Here is a 17,975-nt window from a genome sequence, read left to right on the forward strand (position 1 = left end):
ATTCCCGGTTGTTCGCGAACCCCCCAAGACCAGACGGCGGGTTTACTGCACGTCGAGCGGCTCGGTCCCCGTGACCCGGCCGTTCGCATCGGTCGTGATCTTGTCGACGCGGGCCTCCGCCTGCCGCAGCAATTCTTCGCAGCGGCGCTTCAGCGCCTCGCCACGTTCGTAGATCGCGACCGATTCCTCCAGCGGCACCTTGCCGTCCTCGAGCCGTTTCACGATCGATTCAAGCTCCTCGATCGCCCGCTCGAAGGTGAGTTTTGTGACGTCTACCTGGGTGTTTTCGGCCATATCCAGTTCCCGAATGCGCGCCATTCAGGCGCGGAATCAAACTATAGCGTTTTCAGGCGGAGTGGGTACCGGTTCGCGTGAAGAAAACGCGTCGAAACAAAGGCTTTTGAGGGCCTATTGAGGCGGGGATTTACGTGCCGATCAGCGCCGTGACATGCGCCGCGACCGACTCTTTCAGCCCCTGCAGGTCGTAGCCGCCCTCCAGCACCGAGACAACCCGCCCGCCGGCGGTGCTCTCAGCCACATCCATCAGCTTGCGGGTGACCCAGCCGAAATCGTCCGCCTTCAGGTTGATCGAGGCGAGTGGGTCGCGGTAGTGCGCGTCGAAGCCGGCTGAGATGATGATCAGTTCCGGCGAGAACTTCTGCAATTGCGGCAGGATCAGATTTTCGAACGCGGCGCGGAATTTTGCGCTGCCGTCCTCGGAAGCCAGCGGCGCATTGACGATGGTGTCATGCTCGCCGCGCTCGCCGCTGGCGCCAGTGCCTGGAAACAGCGGCATCTGGTGCGTCGAGCAATACATCACGGTCGGATCGTGCCAGAAAATGTCCTGCGTGCCATTGCCGTGATGAACGTCGAAATCGACGATCGCGGCGCGGCCAATGCCGTATTTGCGCTGCGCATGGCGCGCGGCGATCGCGGCATTGTCGAAGAAGCAGAAGCCCATCGGCTTCGAGACTTCGGCGTGATGGCCGGGCGGGCGCACCGCGACGAAGGCATTCTGGTGGGTTCCGGACATCACCGCATCCGTCGCCTCCACCGCGCCGCCGACGCCGCGCATCACCGCTTCCCAGGTGCCCGGCGACATCGAGGTATCGCTGTCGATATAGATCATCCCGCTCTGAGGGGCGATGTGGCGGAGTTCGCCGATATAATGTTCGCCATGGCACAGCGTGACCGAATCGAGACTGCCTTCCGGCGCTTCGCCGCGCGTGAGCGGCTTGAAGCGCTCATCCGCCAGCACCTCGGCGACCGCGCGCAGCCGATCGGGGCGCTCGGGATGCCCCGGAGGCGTGACATGGTCGAGACAAGCGATATGGGTCAGAAGAAGCGTCATGCAAAAATCCTGGCGTATAGGAACGCGCCGGTAAGACCGGCTAATCTAGGCGCTTAGGGGCCGCTCGGAAAGGCCCGCGGCATCGCAGACAATGATGGCTTTTCTGCCAGTTTCCGTGTCCCGGACGCGGTGCAGCGTCGCTTGATGATGCACCGCAGAGCCGGGACCCACAATGGCAACACGTGGACCCCGGATCAGCAGCGCACCACTTCGCGCTGCGCAGCATCCGGGGACGCACCGGTGCGTGCCGCTAATTTATCCTGGTGATGCGATCGGCGGCGGTCGGGCTGACCGGGCTATTGGCCTTGAAAAAGGCGTGCAGCGCGTCGACGTCATAGACGCTGACTTGCGGCGCGGTTGCCTGCGTGAGCACGGTGAAGCCGTCACCGCCGACGAAAAGGAAATTGTTGACGGTGACGCGATAACTCGCGGCCGGATCGATCGGTCGCCCGTTCAGCGACATCCGCTCCGCCAACACGCGCTCACCCTCAGGCCTGGTCGCGTCCCACGCATAGGCAAATCCCTTCGACACCTGCAGGATCCGCGGGAGCTTCGGATCGAGCCATTGCTGCTCCAGCATGTCCTTGATCTGCTTGCCCGTCAGCGTCAGCGTCACCAGTTGATTGCGGAACGGCTGGCTGGCGAACAGGTCGCCATAGGTCACCGCGCCATCTTCCTTGCGCGTTACGTCGGCGCGCACGCCGCCGGGATTGGTGAAGGCGATGACTGCGCCGCCTTTCGTCTCGCCGCTGGTCGCCGCGAGTTGCGCATCCGCGATGATGTCGCCGAGCGGGCTTTCGCCGGCGGGATTCGGCACACGCGACAGCGTTGCGGTCACCGAGCCAGCCGGGCGGTTGGCGATCGGCGCGGCAAGCCTGTCATAGGATTCGATCAGCGCAGTCTGCTGGGCGTCCTTCGCCAGCGTTGCGGTGCGGACAATGGTGTTGTCGGCCTTGGCGCTGATGACGTCGCGCGTGACGGGATCGAGCTTGAGATCGATCGCGGTGACGAGCGTGCCATATTTGTCGCCGGAGGTAACGAGCCGTCCGTCGATCTCGCAGACATAGGCGCGATGGGTATGGCCGGAGACCACGACATCCACCGCCTTGTCGAATTTTTTGACGATGTCGACGATCGGCCCCGAAATGCCGGCGCATTCGTTGTAATCGCCGGTCGGCAATCCGCCTTCGTGGATCAGGACGACGATGGCCTCGACGCCCCGCGCTTTCAACTCCGGGATCAGCGCATTCACTGTCGCCGCCTCGTCGCGGAATTCGAGGTCGGCAACGCCGACAGGTGAAACGAGGCCCGGCGTGCCCCTCAAGGTCAGGCCGATGAAAGCGACCGGAATGCCATCGAACGCGCGAATTTCGTATGGAGGAAACACCGTCTTGCCGCTGCTCTTCTCGATCGTGCTGGCGGCGAGATAGCGGAATTTCGCGCCCAGAAACGGGTGCGGCCCCTGGCATTTGTCGACCGGATGGCAGCCGCCATTCTGCATGCGCAAGAGTTCGTCCTTGCCTTCGTCGAATTCGTGATTGCCGACCGCGGAAATATTCAAGCCCATCATCGACAGCGCTTCGATCGTTGGCTCGTCATGGAACATCGCCGATAAAAACGGGCTGGCGCCGATCAGGTCGCCGGCCGCAACGAAGATCGAGTTCTTGTGGCCGTCGCGAAGCTGGCGCACCAGCGTCGCCATATGCTCGGCGCCGCCGGCGGCGACGGTGATCTTCTTCGTGCTGTCCTCGGGATCGGCGATTATGATCCCGCCGGGCGGCGGACGGAGGTAGCCGTGAAAATCATTGATCGCGAGAATGCGCAGGTCGACGGGGGCGGCGGCCTGGGCGAATGATGACGCGGCAGGCGCCAGTACGACCGCGAATGCTACAAGGATACGGAAAATTTTCATGGCAGTGACATAGCAGGTGGCTGTTTCCTCGTCATTGCGAGGAGCGGAGCGACGAAGCAATCCATTCTTTCTTCGTGCGGCGCGATGGATTGCTTCGCTGCGCTCGCAATGACGGTGGGGCGGATGGGGTGGCGCTGGCCATTCATCGGGCCATATCCTACATGATCCGGCAAGAGGCCAAACGGTCCCGCCCACCATGTGACTACAAGGACAACGCAATGCAGCTAGGCGGAATTCATCACCTGACCGCGATTTCGGCGAAGCCGCGGGAGAATTTGGCCTTTTACACCGGCCTGCTCGGCATGCGGCTGGTGAAGAAGACCGTCAACCAGGATGACGTCAGCGCCTATCATCTGTTCTATGCCGACGGCAAAGCCAATCCCGGCACCGATCTCACCTTCTTCGATTTCCCGGCCGCGCCGGAGCGGCGCGGCACCAACTCGATCTCGCGCACCGGCCTGCGCGTCGCCGGCGAGAAGACCCTCGGCTACTGGCGGGATCGCCTCAAGCAGGCGGGCGCAGCGACCCGCGATATCATCGAAGTCGACGGCCGGCTGACGCTGCCGTTCGAGGACGGCGAGGGGCAGCGGCTGGTGCTGGTCGATGATGGCGGTGTGGGGCCGGCCTCGCCATGGGAGCGCAGCCCGGTGCCGGTCGAGCACCAGATCCGCGGGCTCGGTCCGATCGTGCTGACCGTGCACGAGCTGTCGCGCACGGCCTTCGTGCTGACCGAAGTCATGAACATGCGCCGCGTGCGCGAGTATGCCGCCCACGGCGCCGAGATTCATGTCTTCGAGATGGGCGAGGGCGGTCCCGCCGCGGAGCTGCATGTGCTCGAAGACAAGGCCTCGCCAATCGCCCGCCAGGGCGCCGGTGGCGTCCATCATGTCGCGTTCCGCACCCGCGACGAGACGCAGTATCACGCCTGGACGCAGCGGCTGAACGAGTTGCGCATCCCCAACAGCGGCGAGATCGACCGCTTCTATTTCCGCAGCCTGTATTTCCGCGAGCCCAACGGCATCCTGTTCGAGATCGCAACGGATGGCCCCGGTTTCGCGACCGACGAGCCGATGGAGAGCCTCGGCGAGAAACTGGCGCTGCCGCCGTTCCTGGAGCCGCGAAGAGCCGCGATCGAGGCCGGGCTGAAGCCGATTTCGTAGATTCTGTAGGATGGGTAGAGCGCAGCGAACCCATCAAATCCCTACGCGCCAAGTATTACTGGAATGACGACGCGGATCGAACTCTCCAAACCCGACACCACGACGTTTGCAAAGGACGGCGCGTTACGCATTCGCAGGGCGCTCGATGCCTCGGATCTGCGAGGGCTCGAGAACGCAGTCGCGAGTCTACCGCCGGACCAGGCAGGCATCAGGCTGTACGGCATTCCTGCGCTTCGGCCGCTTCTGACATCATCAGGTGCGATCTGGAACGTGGCAGCCTCGGTTCTCGGCGATGCCGCTCGGCCCGTCAGAGCAATCCTTTTCGACAAGACGGCTTCTACCAACTGGGGACTCCCCTGGCATCAGGATCGAACGATCGTGGTCGACCGGCGGGTGGAGGTCGAAGGCTTTGGCCCGTGGACCATCAAGAGTGGCTTGCTTCACGTGGCGCCGCCATTTGAGCTCTTGGCGGGTATGGTGACGCTCCGCGTTCATTTGGATGCAGTGCCCAAGACGAATGCGCCGCTTCTAATCGCGCCGGGATCGCATCGGCTAGGGCAAATTCCGGAAGGCAGGCTGAAGTCGGTCATTCGACACTGCGGGACCGCCACCTGCCTTGCGGACGCCGGAGACATTTGGCTCTACTCGACGCCGATCCTGCACTGCTCGGAGGCCGCTCGCGCGCCTGCTCACCGACGAGTCCTGCAAGTCGATTTCGCAGCCAGCGATCTGCCGGGTGGGCTCACATGGCTTGCCATTTGAGCGAGTGCGTGGGGCGGATTAGCGAAAGCGTAATCCGCCATATTTTCCGTGTGGCGGTGGGTTACGCCTGCGGCTAATCCGTCCCACGAAGTGTGCTCACTTCACGCCTCATTTTTCGGCGTGTACTTTCCGAGCACGCACTTGTAGCGCTGTAATCGCCATTCGCGATACGGGCCCTTGGCGAGCCAGTCAGCAATTCCGATCTGCGCGTTGACAGCGCAGGCGCTCATGGTGATGCCGGACTGGTCACTGGTGGTGACGACTTTTTCGAGACAGAGCTGGCTATTGCAGAGAACGGCGACGAGAGTAACGAGCATGGTGACCTTCGTTGCTGGATATCAGTTCGTTTAGCTTATTTCGTTCAGCCTATGCAGGGTTCATGCCAGACACGGTTCACACCGTGGTCTTCGGGGCGCCCCGTAGGGAAAACGGCCCGCAAAAATACGCAGTTCAGCACCCGCGCGTTTTCTGACGCGGCACGGAATAGAACGCTCAGGGAATACAGATTGCGTTGACAGTAGAGGCGCGACGCGGACGATTCGCAAAGCGTAGAATTACGGTCGCCCTGTCGGAATGGCGATGACTGTCGTTAAGCGGCAACAGTTCTGTATTGCATCGGGCGGACTCGCGATGAGCGTTCGCAGGAAAGGGCGCAGCGATCCTGTCGGCCGAAACGAAGCGCACTTCTGACTCAATCCGGACATTGCGCCGTGTTGGTTTCGCGCTCCATGTGCAGAGCGGTTCCCCTCCCGGGAGCAGGATGAGACATTCGTGCAACAACCAGCGTCCTAAATTCCGGAAGGCGCATCGTTAAGAAGCTACCGCCTGCTTGTGCAGATATAATCGCATCGACGAATCCGCAAAGGAGTTTTCGATGTCGAAGTTTGCGATTGGCGAGCAAGTCGAAAACGTCGCTAACGATCACGAGTCGGGTACGGTTGTCGCCGTTTTTCCGACTGTTGACGGAAGCTTTAGATATGCCGTCGACACGGAAGGTTACGGCACACTCCAGTTCTTCGCCGAGGAGAAGCTGGCTTTCGCCGTTACGAGGCAGGGTGCCACATGACAGGCCGTGCAACCACGCAAGCGATCTCCGCGGCCGAACTGTCGGAGGGCGACAGCGACGCTGCGCGCATCAGACATCAGCTTGACGCCTGGGCGAATGCCTCAAACCGCACGCCCAGATTGGTGGCTACACCTGCGGAAGAGATGAGCGTCGAACCATCTGGCGAGGCGCCATTGCCGGCAACGAAGCGCGGCCGCTCCTCTTCCGCTTCCGGTCGCGGCAAGGCTGGCAAGAGTACCAAGGCCAAGGCCGCCAAGGCCAAGATAACCGAAGACAAGATAACCGAAGACAAGGCAACCGACGTCAAGACAGCCGACGTCAAGACAACCGAGCTCGGTGGCGAGCCGGACGCGCCGAACGCGCAGCTCGAGCCGCTGACGGTTTCCGTCGCGCCCATCGTGGCGGAGGCCGTTCCCGCCACGTCGACAGTCACCAGCCGCACCATCGCCCTTGTTGCAGCTTTCGCGCTGGCAACGGTTGCGGCCTATTTTTCAGTCGCGGGCATGGCCGAAATATTTCCCGGTGATCCGGTTGCCGTGATGGTGCTTGCCGCCACGATGGAGGCCGGCAAGCTGGTGATCGCCGGATGGCTGGCGGCGCATTGGCGCCGGACCAACTGGAAAATGCGCTCGGTCATGGTCGCGCTTGTTGCCGGCCTTGCGCTGATCAACGCCGCCGGCGTGTTTGGCAAGCTGGTCGAGGCGCATGTCAGCGTCGCGGCCACGGCGCGCTCCGGCGTCACCGAGCGCATTGAATCGCTCGACGCTCGCGTCTCGGCGCAATCGGCTGTCGTTGCCGATTTGGCCAACCGCATTGCGCAAATCGACCGTGCCGTGGATGAATCAACCCGCCGCGGCCGGGTGACGCGGGCCATCAACATCGCAACGCAGGAGCGCGCGACGCGGGATGGGCTGGATGCGCAGCGCCAGGCGGCCACCGCAACGCTGGTTGGACTGCAGGCACAACGCGCCGCGCTGGCCGGCGAACGTTCGCGCATCGAAGCATCTACGGGCCCGATCCAGTATCTCGCGATGATGGTCGGTGCCGCACCCGAAGCCGCGGTTCGCTGGCTGATATTATTGATGGTGCTCTGCTGCGATCCCGCAGCGATCGCCTTGACGGTCGCTGCGGCCAGTTCGCGACGCTGAGGCGCCGAGGTTGGAGGCAGCCGTCCAACTTGGCTTTTTTCCCGCCATGCGGGAAGGGAGTGCCTGAACCGGCTACATGGTCCTGCCTTTCGACAACTTCGCGGTTTTCGCCTGTTTTGCTGCCTTTTGATCGTGTCGCTTGTGATCGTGCCGCGCGGTCACACGGACGCGCTTCTTTGCACTCACTTGCGCTTCCTGCGTGTTCGTGCCGCCGCGGCGAGAGGCATATTCCTTGCCGTCGATCGGCCCGACGTGCGGCGGATCTCTGTCTAGGTAGGGCCGCCCGATGCCAAATTCCTTGCCGCGCTCGTCGATCCAGTTCCAGAGCTTTTCGGTGGAGACCCATCGCTGCGCCCGGCTCGCGCCCTTGACGCTCACCACGTCTGCCGCGAGTCCGCGGCCGTAGCCGCCACGCAAACTCCCGCCATGGTAGGATCGGTCGCTTGCTGCCTTCAGCCCGGTTGCAATCGATTGACGGTAGTCATCGCGAAATGCGCTGGTGATGCCGGGCGAGAGACCGGCCTGCTCAGCCGCGTGGAGCGTATGAAAGAGCTTTAGCTTGAAGCTTTTGTCCATGCCTCCTATCACGTAGTCCATCATGGTCATGCCGGCTCTTTCCGCGGCCTTCGGGTCCTTCCACGTAAAATCCTCGTCGACACGCCTGGTAAAGGTTTTGGTGACGGTCACCGTCTTGCCCTTCCTCTTGACCGTCACTTTCCTCTGCTCATGCACCTTGATGGCGTCGATCTTGGGCGCGCGTTCGTAGAGAGCCCACAAATAGCGATCGATGCAGGGCTCTACGACCAGACATTCCTCGTTGATTTCGATGGTGCGCACAGCTTGCACGGCATTGTCGGGTGCAGGATCGGGCATGACCGTCGTCGCAACCTCGGCGGAAGATGTTTCCGGCGGCAGTATCTCCGCCGGGTCGGTCAGCGCGGCCACGACAACAGGTTTCGGCTCCTCCAGGCCTGCGGTCGTGTCAGGAGCTTTCGTCGTGTCAGGCGCTTTCTCGATCACGGATGCGGTAGGGATTGGCACATCGATGGCGGCGCTTGCCAGCGCGATCACAGGCGGCTTGTGCGTAGGCTCGGCGGTTGCGGGGAGAGATGGTTCCTGACGTTCCACGATTGAAGGTGCGTCGGCGCTCTCGATGAAAGCGGCGACATTCTTGATGGAAGCGCTGACGACAGAAGCGCTGACGCGTTCGGTGGAAGCCGAATCGAAGCCAGCGAGACAAACGATAATCCAGCTCGCGAGAGCCAGGCCCGCGAGAACGTTGATGCGGCGCTGCGCCGTCGTCGCCAATCGCCAGGGGTCCATGATCCGGCCTCCCAAGGCTCCGCATGAGCCTGATTACACAAGCACGCGACAGGGTTCATTCTTCGGATTGCGAAATGAATCCGCAACGGCCGGAGACTACGGGACAATCTGTTTTTTCAAGGGTGTTGCCTCAAAACAACGAGCGGCACAATGGAACTTGTTGTGCTTTTTTGGGATTCGCGTGCGGTACCCACTAAGGGCAAGGACCGTAGGCGGATCAGCGCAGGCGTAATCCGCCGCTTGGTTCGTCGAGCCCGGACTCGCGAAGGCGGGTTACGCCTACCGCCCTACAAAGGCTTACCCCAGCAATGCCGCATCCGCGCCGTTCACGGCATCGGCGCTGTCCGTCACCGTCTTCTCCAGCGCGCCGGCCTGCACGGTGATGTTCTCAGCAAAGAACCGCGCGACCGTCACGTAACGCTGCGGATCGCCCGCATCGCCATGGCTCTTCGCGGCCAGCGCTTCGCCGGCCAGCATGCAGCCGCCGAGCGTCGAGCCGAACAGGCGCAGATAAGGCGTGGCGCCGGCGAGTGCGTCGTTGGGCGCAGACGCCACGCGCTCCAGGAGCCACTTGCTGGCGCGCTCGAGCGAGCCGAGCGCGTCGCGCAGCTTTGCGCCGGTCGTGCCGAAGGCCGGATCGTTCGAGGCTTCGACCTGCTTGACGATGCCGCCGAGTTCATCGAGCAGCGCCCACACCGATGCGCCGCCATTCGCCGCGAGTTTTCGTGTCACGAGGTCGATCGACTGGATGCCGTTGGTGCCCTCATAGATCGAGGTGATGCGCGCATCGCGGTAATGCTGCGCGGCGCCGGTTTCCTCGATGAAGCCCATGCCGCCATGAATCTGCACGCCGAGATACGTCACCTCGTTGCCGATATCGGTGGAGAACGCCTTTGCGATCGGCGTCAGCAGCGCGCCGCGCGCGGCGGCATCGGCGCGCACCTTGGGGTCCTTGGCGCGCGCTGCAATGTCGAGCGCGACTGCCGTTGCATAGCAGATCGAGCGCGCCGCGGCCGTCATGCTGCGCATCTGCAACAGCATACGCTTGACGTCGGGATGCACGATGATCGGATCGAGCCCGTCGCCCTTCTTGCCGACGGCGCGGCCCTGTTTGCGTTCTTGCGCGAAGGCCAGCGCCTGCTGATAGGCGCGGTCGGCGATGCCGACGCCTTCAAGGCCGACGCCGAGGCGGGCCTGGTTCATCATCGTGAACATGCATTGCATGCCCTTGTTTTCCTCGCCGATCAGGTAGCCGATCGCGCCGCCATGATCGCCCATCGTCATGGTGCAGGTGGGGGAGGCGTGCATGCCGAGCTTGTGCTCGACGCCGGACGGATAGATGTCGTTACGCTCACCGAGCGAGCCGTCGGCATTGACGAGGAATTTCGGAATCAAAAACAGCGAAATCCCCTTAGTGCCCGCAGGCGCATCGGGCAGGCGCGCCAGCACGAAATGCACGATGTTGTCGGTCATGTCGTGGTCGCCATAGGTGATGAAGATTTTGGTGCCCTTGATGCGGTAGGTGCCGTCGCCGGCGCGTTCGGCACGGGTGCGCAGCGCGCCGACGTCGGAGCCGGCCTGCGGCTCGGTGAGCTGCATGGTGCCGGTCCATTCGCCGGAGACGAGTTTTTGCAGATAGACCTTCTTCAGTTCCTCAGTGCCATGGGCGTCGAGCGCCTCGATCGCCGAAAGCGTCAGCAGCGGGCAGAGGCCGAAGGCGATATTCGACGCGCTCCAGATTTCGGTGCAGGCGGCGTTGATCGCGAGCGGCAGGCCCTGGCCGCCAAAGTCTTCCGGGCCGGACACCGCGTTCCACCCGGCGGCGGCCCAGCGCTGATAGGCATCGGGCCAGCCCGGCGCGGTCGTCACCTTGTTGTCCGCAAGCTTGATACCGTGTTCGTCGCCCACCCGGTTCAGCGGCGCCAGCACGTCGCCGGCGAATTTGCCGGCTTCCTCCAGCACGGCGGCGGCGATCTCGGCGTCGAAATCACCGTAATGGCCGGCCTTCACGGCCGCCTGCAGTCCGGCGCCGTGGTTGAGCGCGAGCAGGATGTCGGAGATCGGCGCGCGGTAAGTCATGACGATAATCTCGCTTTTTGGCTAATGAGCTGCCGCCGTCTTCCCACGAAACCAGGGTTCTCTCAACTCTCCGGGGGGCGGTATCGGTCCCGCCCGGGCGCGAAAAACCGGCCCGGGAGACCGGAAGCAGGGACCCTTTATAAAGGGTCACATCGATGGAGCTGATTTTGGGGTGAAATTCGCCCCCGCTGCCTGTTGAAATGGCGAGATACCCTCTATAGACCGGCGGTGCCGGACACGGATCGCGTCGGTCGATCCCGTGTTCCGGCCAGGCCTTTTGGGGCGTAGCCAAGCGGTAAGGCAGCGGATTTTGATTCCGCCATTCGGAGGTTCGATCCCTCCCGCCCCAGCCAGCGCTAACACACTGACTTTGTTAAGCAAACAGCTTACTCGAGCCGGAATTTTCCAGCGCATTTGGAAATTCAGTTTGCCCCGCATCTGGAAATTCTGTGCTGGTTTCGTTTGGTCGAGGCCGATAGAAGACGTCGCGGGGCGAACGCCCGCTCAACTCATCAACATACGAATTGAGCGCGGAACGCTGTCTGCGGGTTGCAAGCTTTCAGTCGTTGCCGCTGACGTCGCGTGCGGGATCGCCAGCCGCAAAACGCCATCAACCCATTTGCAGCGCTCAACTAAGCGCGAAGTCTATCTTTGCGATCCGACGCTAGTCTTCGACCTTGGGGAGGTCTGCTGCATTTCATCTCGAGATGATGCTGCTCCATCAGTATTCTGCTGATCGAGCTCCTTCTGCGCCAAGAGATGTGCATGTCGCTTACGGGTCGCAGCCAACGCTCGCACCATCGTTTCCTTGGCATAGCCGCGATAGGCCTGTGCGGTCTTGTGTCCGGAAAGCGCACGACCCTGGCCGTCCGTCAGTTCGGCTTCCTCAAACTCGGTCATGCCGCCGTGTCGACAGGCATCAAGCGTGAACAGCTTTGACACGCCGTCGATCTTCTTGCGCATCTGCTGCACCGCTTTTTCCATGCCAGGGTAGGACCACACTTTGGCGTGGCCCTTGCGCTCACCCTTTTCGATCCGGCGCATGATCATCGGGACGCCAAGCTTGGGCAGATGGCTCAAGACGTCCTCTGCTTCGGCATAAAACTTGACCGTCTCTCCGTCGAGAGTCTCTTCGAGCGGATGCCAGACCAACGCCTTGTTCTTATGGTGCTCGATGCGAACGGCGTGTGGCCAATTCTTGCTACGATAGTCGGGCCAAGTCAAAAAACCGGCCACCACATTCTCGGGCCGTTGCAGCCACTCAAAGCAGATCACTGCGACAGCCGCGGGTTCAGGCCGGCCCTCCTTAATGCAGCCCCACGCAAATTTATAGACCTCCTCGCGGGTGACCGCGTGCTTCTTGGTCTTGGTGCGGCTCTTGAGGGTGAAGTCGTCCCAGGGGTTCGGGTGTTTCTTATCGAACAGCTCCGGGTGCAGCCGACGCATGATGCGCCAGACCTTGCGACAGAGGCCGACCACTTTATCACCCTGCCGCAGCCTGAGTCCGTTCGGCCCGTTGATGATCTTGTCGTAGATTTTGTCAGCGGCCCGTGGCGTGACTTCCATGATCTGCCGTTCGCCGATCCGTCGTCCGCTCTTACCGACGGTATCGCTGATCATCTGCATGATCCGCTCGTAGTCAGGGCGTGACCTCGGAGAGACTTTCTCGGTATAGGCCTTCTCCATCTTGTATTGCCGGAACAGCCAATCGATTGTGCCATAGCGCGCAATCTTTCCCCGCTCGCCTGACTCTCCTGTGCGCTGGTCATTCCACTCATCGAACCAGGCATTGAGTGTGGCGGCGCGTCCGCCTTTTCCGTCATCGCCGCATGCGGCTTCGTAGCTTGTCCCAAGTGGCTCATTTGCCATCTCGCAGCCGAGCTTGCGGTAATAGGTCGGGATCCGGAAGTAGAACGCGACCGAACCGCGGGCAAGCCGACGCACCTCCACAAAGCGTGGAAGCGGGCGCTCCAACATCACAAATCCTCGGCGAGGTCGCCCGGCACGATGTCCGGGGCAATAGCTCGGTCCAGATCGTCTCTCAACCACAGCTGACGCCTCCCTTCCTTCACACGTGGTCGAGGATACTCCGTCCCGACTCGTTTGAGAAAGGCTTCGACAGTCGGCTCTCCGCAATAGCCTGCTGCGACTGCGGCTGGCATACGACGGGGCCAAGAACCAGCAGGAATTACGGCAAAACGTGGCATCACAATCCGTCTAAGCTTGAGCTGCCGAAATCGGCTTCCAGTCGTATGGTGCCGATGCATCATGCAGATTGCCGCCGATGCCTGAAATCGCGACAGTAGCGAGATCGCGCAAGAACGTAGTAGATCGTACTGAAGGGATGCGTTGGTACCGGCGCGGGCTGGCGGCGGGATCGACCGCCGTCGGTGACGGCACGCTGCTCGCCGCGATCGAAGGCACAAAATACAACGGCCCGTGGGACGTGCCGGACGATGTGCGCAAGATCAATGGCGTCTTGCGCTACAGCCAGGGCACCGCGACTGACGGGTTCACGCTCACCGGCATGGCATATTCCAATGCCTGGAACTCGACCGACCAGGTCCCTCAGCGCGCCATCGACCAAAACATCATCGGCCGTTTCGGTACCCTCGATCCGACCGACGGCGGCGTCTTCAGCCGCTTCAGCCTGTCCGGCAATCTTGCGCATTCGAGCGAGTACGGCCAGACCAGGATCAGCGCTTACGCGATCCGCTCCGACTTGCAACTCTACAACAACTTCACCTACTTCCTCGACAATCCCGTCAATGGTGACCAGTTCAACCAACTCGATCGCCGCACCCTTGGCGGCGGCTTCGACGCGCGGCATGCCTTCAATTGGCGCTTTGCGGGTCTTGAGACGCAAACCCGCGTCGGTGTGCAGAGCCGTTACGATGACATCCAGGTCGGCCTGTTCAAGACGGAGCAGCGCAATTGGCTTTCGACGGTGCGCGAGGACCGCGTAAGGGAGGGTAACATCGGCATCTGGACCGACACCACCACGCGCTGGACCAATTGGCTGCGCACCACGGTCGGCATCCGCGAGGACTTCTTCGCCGGGCGCGTGCTGAGCGACATGCCGGAAAATTCCGGCAATGCGCAGGCATCGAGGGCGAGCCCGAAGGCCGGCATCGTGCTCGGCCCGTGGTTCAAGACCGAGTTCTACGTCAATGCTGGCTATGGCCTGCACAGCAACGATATCCGCGGCGCGACCATCACGGTCGATCCTAGCGACAGGAGGACGCCGCTCGACCGCGTGCCGCTGCTGGTGCGCTCGCGCGGCGCCGAGCTCGGTATCCGCACCAAGACGATCGAAGGCCTCACCAGTTCGGTCGCGCTGTTCGTGCTCGATTTCGATTCCGAACTGCTGTTCGTTGGCGATGCCGGCACCACCGAGGCGAGCCGGCCCAGCCGCCGGGTCGGCGTGGAATGGACCAACCAGTACAAGCCGCTGCCGTGGATGAGCTTTGATCTCGACGTCGCCTATACCCGCGCGCGGTTCACCGATTTTGATCCCGCGGGCGACCGCATCCCTGGCGCGCCGGCGTGGGTGGGAAGCGCTGCCCTCGTCATTGGCGGCGAGACCGGATGGTTCGGCGCGTTGAAGGCACGCTATTTCGCGCCGCGTCCGCTGATCGAGGATGACAGCGTGCGCTCGTTGTCCTCGCTGATCTTCAATGCACGCGCCGGCTACCGCTTCGACAACGGCCTGCGGGTGCAGTTCGACGTGCTCAATCTCTTCAACGCGCAGACCAACCAGATCGAATACTACTATCTGTCCCGCCTGCCGGGCGAGCCGATCGGCGGCGTTGCCGATCGTCACGTCCACCCGGCGGAGCCGCGCGCGGTGCGGCTCACAATAGCGGCGCGCTTCTAGTCCAGCTGCGGCACGGCAGCAGCTGCGGATCGACGGAGAGCGTATTGTCGAACTCGACATCTCCTCATCCTACCTGACCATCTTCTACGCGCTCTGTGATGAACAGCTCGACCGCGCTCAAGATGCCTACGCTGGCATTCTCGGTTCAACTGAACTTGACAGGCACGTCGCGAAGTTCTGGGTCAATGCGTCCCTCAGCAATGGGAGCCTGCTCAGCAGGTGGACTAAGGAGGTGCTCGACAGCCTGAGTGCCCAGCTGACGAAGAAGGGGCTGACAGGCTTCGACCCGAAGAGCTATCCCATGAGGGTAATCAGAGAGAGGGTCTTACAGCGTCATCCGCTGCTGGCGCGCTGGGGTGGTCCGATTAGAGGTCGTGCAATGGGCTGGGCCGATCTGATGTTCAGAGAGAGCGAGGTTATACTTGGAACGATGTTGACGCTAATGAGCGAGGATGGCGTGCCGAGCTACCCCGTTTACGACAGTATCATTGTTCCGGCGACCAAGTACAAGCTAGCCAGAGAGACGCTGATCAACAACTTCCGAAAGCAAACGGGAGTAGTGCCGACAGTAAAGCCTGAAAAGGACCCAGAGGACTGGTTCGACGAGCTGATCGCCGACAGGAAGTACCAGTTCGTCTATTGCTTTACCCCTGCTCCGATCAAGGGCGCCACGGGAAGCAACGGCTGCCCGATCGCGATTACCTGACGAGGTCGCGTGGGCGGCGGGCCGCCCACGCCGGTGCTATCGCGATTTCATGAAGGCGCGGGTGCCGAATGTCGATCCATCCAATTTCGCCGCCGGCTAAGCCTATATGGTGGCGCTGGTGGTGGTGCTGGAGCAGTGCAAGAACAATCTGAGCCGCGAGAACATCATGGCTCAGGCGGCGAACCTGAAGGATGTTTCACTGCCGCTGCTGCTGCCGGGCGTCAAGCTCAACACCACACCTTCGGACTATCGTCCGATCAAGGACGGTTATGTGGTCGAGTTTCGCTACAACCAGTTCGTGGTGATCAGCGAATTACTTCGCGGCGGGTTGTGAGACGATGACCTGCCCCCGTTGTCGTGCGCTTCATCGGGGCTGACGGCAAGACGGTCTGACAGGTCGCGCCATGGCGGCACCTGAACGTTGGATTCATAAGATTGCCGTTGAGCCCGCGACGTCCGCTTTCGGTGGGATTGTGTTGCAAGAGTTTTTTTGGGGTGGCGAACGAAAATTCTTAGAGCCGCTGATCCGTTTTACGCGCGGCGACGTGAGGGGCCAAGTCGCTTCATCCAAAATTGATCACGGACCTCCGTAGTGGCGCTGAAAAGCGATGCAGCAGCAGAGAAGTCAAAAAATCAACTTTCGCGAGATTTTTGGTGCTGTTCGATTTTCGACTTTTGCAACACAATCGGTGGCATTGCAGACATGGGCGGACTTGCTGCTGGCCCGGCCCGGTCGCGAATGATGTGGTGGACGACGCCCGCTCCCGGCATCGAATGTGCCAAAGGGTGATTGTTCAACAACGAATCACCGGAGGGGTCGTCCACATGCAGGTTAGCACCATCGGCGTTGATCTCGCCAAGAATGTGTTCCAAGTGCACGGCATGGATCGTGCGGGCAAGGTCGTCATCACCCGTCAGTTGCGGCGCAAGCAGGTCATTGGCTTCTTTAGCAACATTCCCCTTGCCTGGTCGGCATGGAAGCCTGCGGAACCGCTCATCATTGGGCGCGTGAAGTCTCCAAGCTCGCTCACACCGTGCGTCTGATGCCGCCGAGCGCGATGCGCTGGGCGGGGCGGCGCTGGGCTGCCGTCATCGTATCGGGAACCGATGCTGGCGCGACGCGCCGGGAAGCGCCCTTTGCAAAGGGCGTCCGGCCGTCTCAAACGCCAAACGAGTGCCTGATTTGTCGCAGCATCGACATGGCCGCGTCGGTATACCGACCGTGGGTGAGATACTGATCCACCTGCGATGCACCAAGCAGCACAAAGGCTGCAATCACGAAGCCCCTGAGCAACATGGCCTCCTGTTGAGAGACCGCCAACCGGGCTAGTCAGGTTAAAGCGTTTCGGAATTCGCTACCGCTCGTCGCGACCTATCTGCAATGGCAAAAGGGCTAACAGCAACCCGTAACAAATCCCTTAAATCGCGGCGCGTGAAACAGGGCGAGAGGCTGCCAACGAAGGCCGCCCGTACGAGCTAATGGACAGGCCGCCAACTAAGGCGGCCCTTTACCGACTTCCAGTTCTTTGATCGCCAGGGCCGAAAACTGTGCGGGGTCTTTTCTGCGCGACCTTGATGAGTGTCTGGAGTGCTAGCGGCCCGACCCGCTGAAGTCGCCGGTGATTGCTGGCATCCTTTGCAGGCGTCGGGCTGCCTTAGTGCCTGTGGCGTGCTACGGAGAACGTGAGCGTGGCCTGTAGCACTGGTCCGGCGTCGTCCCGTACCTCAATTGCCATGTAGTGCCCTATGCCTTGGCTGGCACTCGCGCAAACGGCATCCTGAGCTATGTCTGCTAGGGACCGTGCCGCCTCTTCCTGCACGGCTTGAACACTTGCGAAGACAAGCCCCTCTTCATCGACAGCAATTTCGTCGTCCTCGCGGATGTCGAAAAAATATCGCTTTCGTTCGGATCGAACGGTGGTCGCTTTCGGATACGACTTAGGTTTTGCGCTGCTCATAGCTGCACTCCGATCAGGCGGGAGCGCTCGCGTCTCTCTGTCACCGATAGATTGCCAGCGGACCGTGCGGTGATGACGGACTTTACCTCATCTGTGGGGTTCCCGACATTAAAATTTCGGGCTGAAACCGTTCGCTCGGCAGGCTTACTTCTTCTGCTTGGCCATCCGCCAATTCGCGTGCATTACTCTCTGCCGGGCAGCGAAACAAAAGAACGGCCCCAGCGCTAGGGCTTGCAGGCTGGGACCGTTCAAATCGGTGCTGCCCCGACCGCGAGGCACCAGCTATTGAAAGAGTTCTGTCGTCCCAAACGTTCCCACTCCCAGTTCCCATCCGAGGAAGCTGAACAAACCTTAAGAAAAATGGGAACGAAAATCCTTGCGGGCAGCTTGGTGTGCGAGACCGTCGCCCGCCGTCAATGAACGGCGCAGGTGGCGGATAGCCAAAGGTCCTTTTGGGCCCGCTGTTCAAGAACAAGCGCTCGCGCACGATAGCCAAAGGCGACGGTCTCTTCCTTCTCGTCTGAAGCCAATCGACCTTGGTGTCGGGACTGAGAGAATCGTTACGCCAAACCCTGTTGACATTGACTCCCGGCATAGTCGCGCCATCGTCAAAGAGATTGGTGAAAGACTACG

At 61.6% G+C, this 17,975-nt stretch carries 14 protein-coding genes, 1 tRNA gene and 2 pseudogenes; 9 read left to right on the forward strand and 8 right to left on the reverse strand.

The features are described 5' to 3' along the window. Nucleotides 1-42: 42 nt before the first annotated feature. From RX328_RS16245 to RX328_RS16255, 3 genes are all read right to left on the reverse strand, one after another. A complete protein-coding gene (locus RX328_RS16245; RefSeq protein ID WP_213256075.1) occupies nucleotides 43-294 on the reverse strand; it encodes an exodeoxyribonuclease VII small subunit in 252 nt (83 codons plus the stop codon). A 130-nt stretch (nucleotides 295-424) separates the two neighbouring features. Continuing rightward, on the reverse strand, nucleotides 425-1,351 hold the full coding sequence (locus RX328_RS16250; protein ID WP_213256073.1) for a histone deacetylase family protein: 927 nt from the start codon (nucleotides 1,349-1,351) through the stop codon (nucleotides 425-427). A gap of 250 nt (nucleotides 1,352-1,601) precedes the next feature. Next, nucleotides 1,602-3,263 carry a bifunctional metallophosphatase/5'-nucleotidase gene (locus tag RX328_RS16255; protein ID WP_213256071.1) on the reverse strand — a complete coding sequence of 554 codons (1,662 nt, stop codon included), beginning with the start codon at nucleotides 3,261-3,263 and terminating at the stop codon, nucleotides 1,602-1,604. A gap of 218 nt (nucleotides 3,264-3,481) precedes the next feature. Between RX328_RS16255 and RX328_RS16260 the strand changes: the two genes are divergently transcribed. Continuing rightward, nucleotides 3,482-4,423, forward strand: a complete 942-nt coding sequence (locus RX328_RS16260; protein WP_213256069.1) for a ring-cleaving dioxygenase — start codon at nucleotides 3,482-3,484, stop codon at nucleotides 4,421-4,423. A gap of 63 nt (nucleotides 4,424-4,486) precedes the next feature. Further along, nucleotides 4,487-5,185, forward strand: a complete 699-nt coding sequence (locus tag RX328_RS16265; protein ID WP_213256067.1) for a phytanoyl-CoA dioxygenase family protein — start codon at nucleotides 4,487-4,489, stop codon at nucleotides 5,183-5,185. A 101-nt stretch (nucleotides 5,186-5,286) separates the two neighbouring features. On the opposite strand, the gene RX328_RS16270 is transcribed toward RX328_RS16265, so the two are convergent. After that, nucleotides 5,287-5,502 (reverse strand): hypothetical protein, encoded by a 216-nt coding sequence (locus RX328_RS16270; RefSeq protein WP_213256065.1) that lies wholly within the window; start codon nucleotides 5,500-5,502, stop codon nucleotides 5,287-5,289. A gap of 557 nt (nucleotides 5,503-6,059) precedes the next feature. On the opposite strand from RX328_RS16270, the gene RX328_RS16275 reads away from it, so the two are divergent. After that, nucleotides 6,060-6,251, forward strand: coding sequence for a hypothetical protein (locus tag RX328_RS16275; RefSeq protein ID WP_213256063.1), 192 nt, complete (start codon nucleotides 6,060-6,062; stop codon nucleotides 6,249-6,251). After that, nucleotides 6,248-7,399, forward strand: coding sequence for a hypothetical protein (locus RX328_RS16280; protein WP_213256061.1), 1,152 nt, complete (start codon nucleotides 6,248-6,250; stop codon nucleotides 7,397-7,399). The genes RX328_RS16275 and RX328_RS16280 overlap by 4 nt, the downstream gene beginning before the upstream one ends. 72 nt (nucleotides 7,400-7,471) lie before the next feature. Here RX328_RS16280 and RX328_RS16285 read toward each other — a convergent pair whose 3' ends face one another. Beyond that, nucleotides 7,472-8,722, reverse strand: coding sequence for a hypothetical protein (locus RX328_RS16285; protein ID WP_249727162.1), 1,251 nt, complete (start codon nucleotides 8,720-8,722; stop codon nucleotides 7,472-7,474). Nucleotides 8,723-9,019: 297 nt separating this feature from the next. Next, the gene (locus tag RX328_RS16290) at nucleotides 9,020-10,801 is read right to left on the reverse strand and encodes an acyl-CoA dehydrogenase (RefSeq protein WP_213256059.1); all 1,782 of its coding nucleotides are present in this window, start codon (nucleotides 10,799-10,801) and stop codon (nucleotides 9,020-9,022) included. A 278-nt stretch (nucleotides 10,802-11,079) separates the two neighbouring features. Between RX328_RS16290 and RX328_RS16295 the strand changes: the two genes are divergently transcribed. After that, nucleotides 11,080-11,154 (forward strand) — tRNA-Gln (locus tag RX328_RS16295). A gap of 292 nt (nucleotides 11,155-11,446) precedes the next feature. Here RX328_RS16295 and RX328_RS16300 read toward each other — a convergent pair. Then, a complete protein-coding gene (locus RX328_RS16300; protein ID WP_213256057.1) occupies nucleotides 11,447-12,778 on the reverse strand; it encodes a hypothetical protein in 1,332 nt (443 codons plus the stop codon). Nucleotides 12,779-13,145: 367 nt separating this feature from the next. Between RX328_RS16300 and RX328_RS16305 the strand changes: the two genes are divergently transcribed. The 4 genes and pseudogenes from RX328_RS16305 to RX328_RS16320 form a co-directional block, all read left to right on the forward strand. Beyond that, complete coding sequence (locus RX328_RS16305) at nucleotides 13,146-14,678, forward strand: TonB-dependent receptor (protein ID WP_249727161.1); 1,533 nt, start codon at nucleotides 13,146-13,148, stop codon at nucleotides 14,676-14,678. A gap of 232 nt (nucleotides 14,679-14,910) precedes the next feature. Beyond that, entirely contained in the window at nucleotides 14,911-15,384 is a 474-nt protein-coding gene (locus RX328_RS16310) for a hypothetical protein (protein ID WP_213256095.1), read from the forward strand. 37 nt (nucleotides 15,385-15,421) lie between these two features. Further along, nucleotides 15,422-15,718, forward strand: a pseudogene (locus RX328_RS16315) (branched-chain amino acid ABC transporter substrate-binding protein); the annotation flags it as partial. Nucleotides 15,719-16,209: 491 nt separating this feature from the next. Beyond that, nucleotides 16,210-16,448 (forward strand): annotated as a pseudogene (locus RX328_RS16320) (IS110 family transposase); the annotation flags it as partial. A gap of 591 nt (nucleotides 16,449-17,039) precedes the next feature. Here the strand turns inward: RX328_RS16320 and RX328_RS43635 are convergent. Beyond that, nucleotides 17,040-17,342 carry a DUF6894 family protein gene (locus tag RX328_RS43635; RefSeq protein ID WP_249727159.1) on the reverse strand — a complete coding sequence of 101 codons (303 nt, stop codon included), beginning with the start codon at nucleotides 17,340-17,342 and terminating at the stop codon, nucleotides 17,040-17,042. Nucleotides 17,343-17,975: the final 633 nt, after the last annotated feature.

The sequence above is a fragment of the Bradyrhizobium sp. sBnM-33 genome, from assembly GCF_032917945.1.
Classification (GTDB): domain Bacteria; phylum Pseudomonadota; class Alphaproteobacteria; order Rhizobiales; family Xanthobacteraceae; genus Bradyrhizobium.

What these genes read in the sequence shown, in the direction of transcription:
- RX328_RS16245 (WP_213256075.1), bottom strand. Translation starts at nt 294, where the DNA reads ATGGCCGAAAACACCCAGGTAGACGTCACAAAACTCACCTTCGAGCGG.
- RX328_RS16250 (WP_213256073.1), bottom strand. Translation starts at nt 1,351, where the DNA reads ATGACGCTTCTTCTGACCCATATCGCTTGTCTCGACCATGTCACGCCT.
- RX328_RS16255 (WP_213256071.1), bottom strand. Translation starts at nt 3,263, where the DNA reads ATGAAAATTTTCCGTATCCTTGTAGCATTCGCGGTCGTACTGGCGCCT.
- RX328_RS16260 (WP_213256069.1), top strand. Translation starts at nt 3,482, where the DNA reads ATGCAGCTAGGCGGAATTCATCACCTGACCGCGATTTCGGCGAAGCCG.
- RX328_RS16265 (WP_213256067.1), top strand. Translation starts at nt 4,487, where the DNA reads ATGACGACGCGGATCGAACTCTCCAAACCCGACACCACGACGTTTGCA.
- RX328_RS16270 (WP_213256065.1), bottom strand. Translation starts at nt 5,502, where the DNA reads ATGCTCGTTACTCTCGTCGCCGTTCTCTGCAATAGCCAGCTCTGTCTC.
- RX328_RS16275 (WP_213256063.1), top strand. Translation starts at nt 6,060, where the DNA reads ATGTCGAAGTTTGCGATTGGCGAGCAAGTCGAAAACGTCGCTAACGAT.
- RX328_RS16280 (WP_213256061.1), top strand. Translation starts at nt 6,248, where the DNA reads ATGACAGGCCGTGCAACCACGCAAGCGATCTCCGCGGCCGAACTGTCG.
- RX328_RS16285 (WP_249727162.1), bottom strand. Translation starts at nt 8,722, where the DNA reads ATGGACCCCTGGCGATTGGCGACGACGGCGCAGCGCCGCATCAACGTT.
- RX328_RS16290 (WP_213256059.1), bottom strand. Translation starts at nt 10,801, where the DNA reads ATGACTTACCGCGCGCCGATCTCCGACATCCTGCTCGCGCTCAACCAC.
- RX328_RS16300 (WP_213256057.1), bottom strand. Translation starts at nt 12,778, where the DNA reads ATGTTGGAGCGCCCGCTTCCACGCTTTGTGGAGGTGCGTCGGCTTGCC.
- RX328_RS16305 (WP_249727161.1), top strand. Translation starts at nt 13,146, where the DNA reads ATGCGTTGGTACCGGCGCGGGCTGGCGGCGGGATCGACCGCCGTCGGT.
- RX328_RS43635 (WP_249727159.1), bottom strand. Translation starts at nt 17,342, where the DNA reads ATGAGCAGCGCAAAACCTAAGTCGTATCCGAAAGCGACCACCGTTCGA.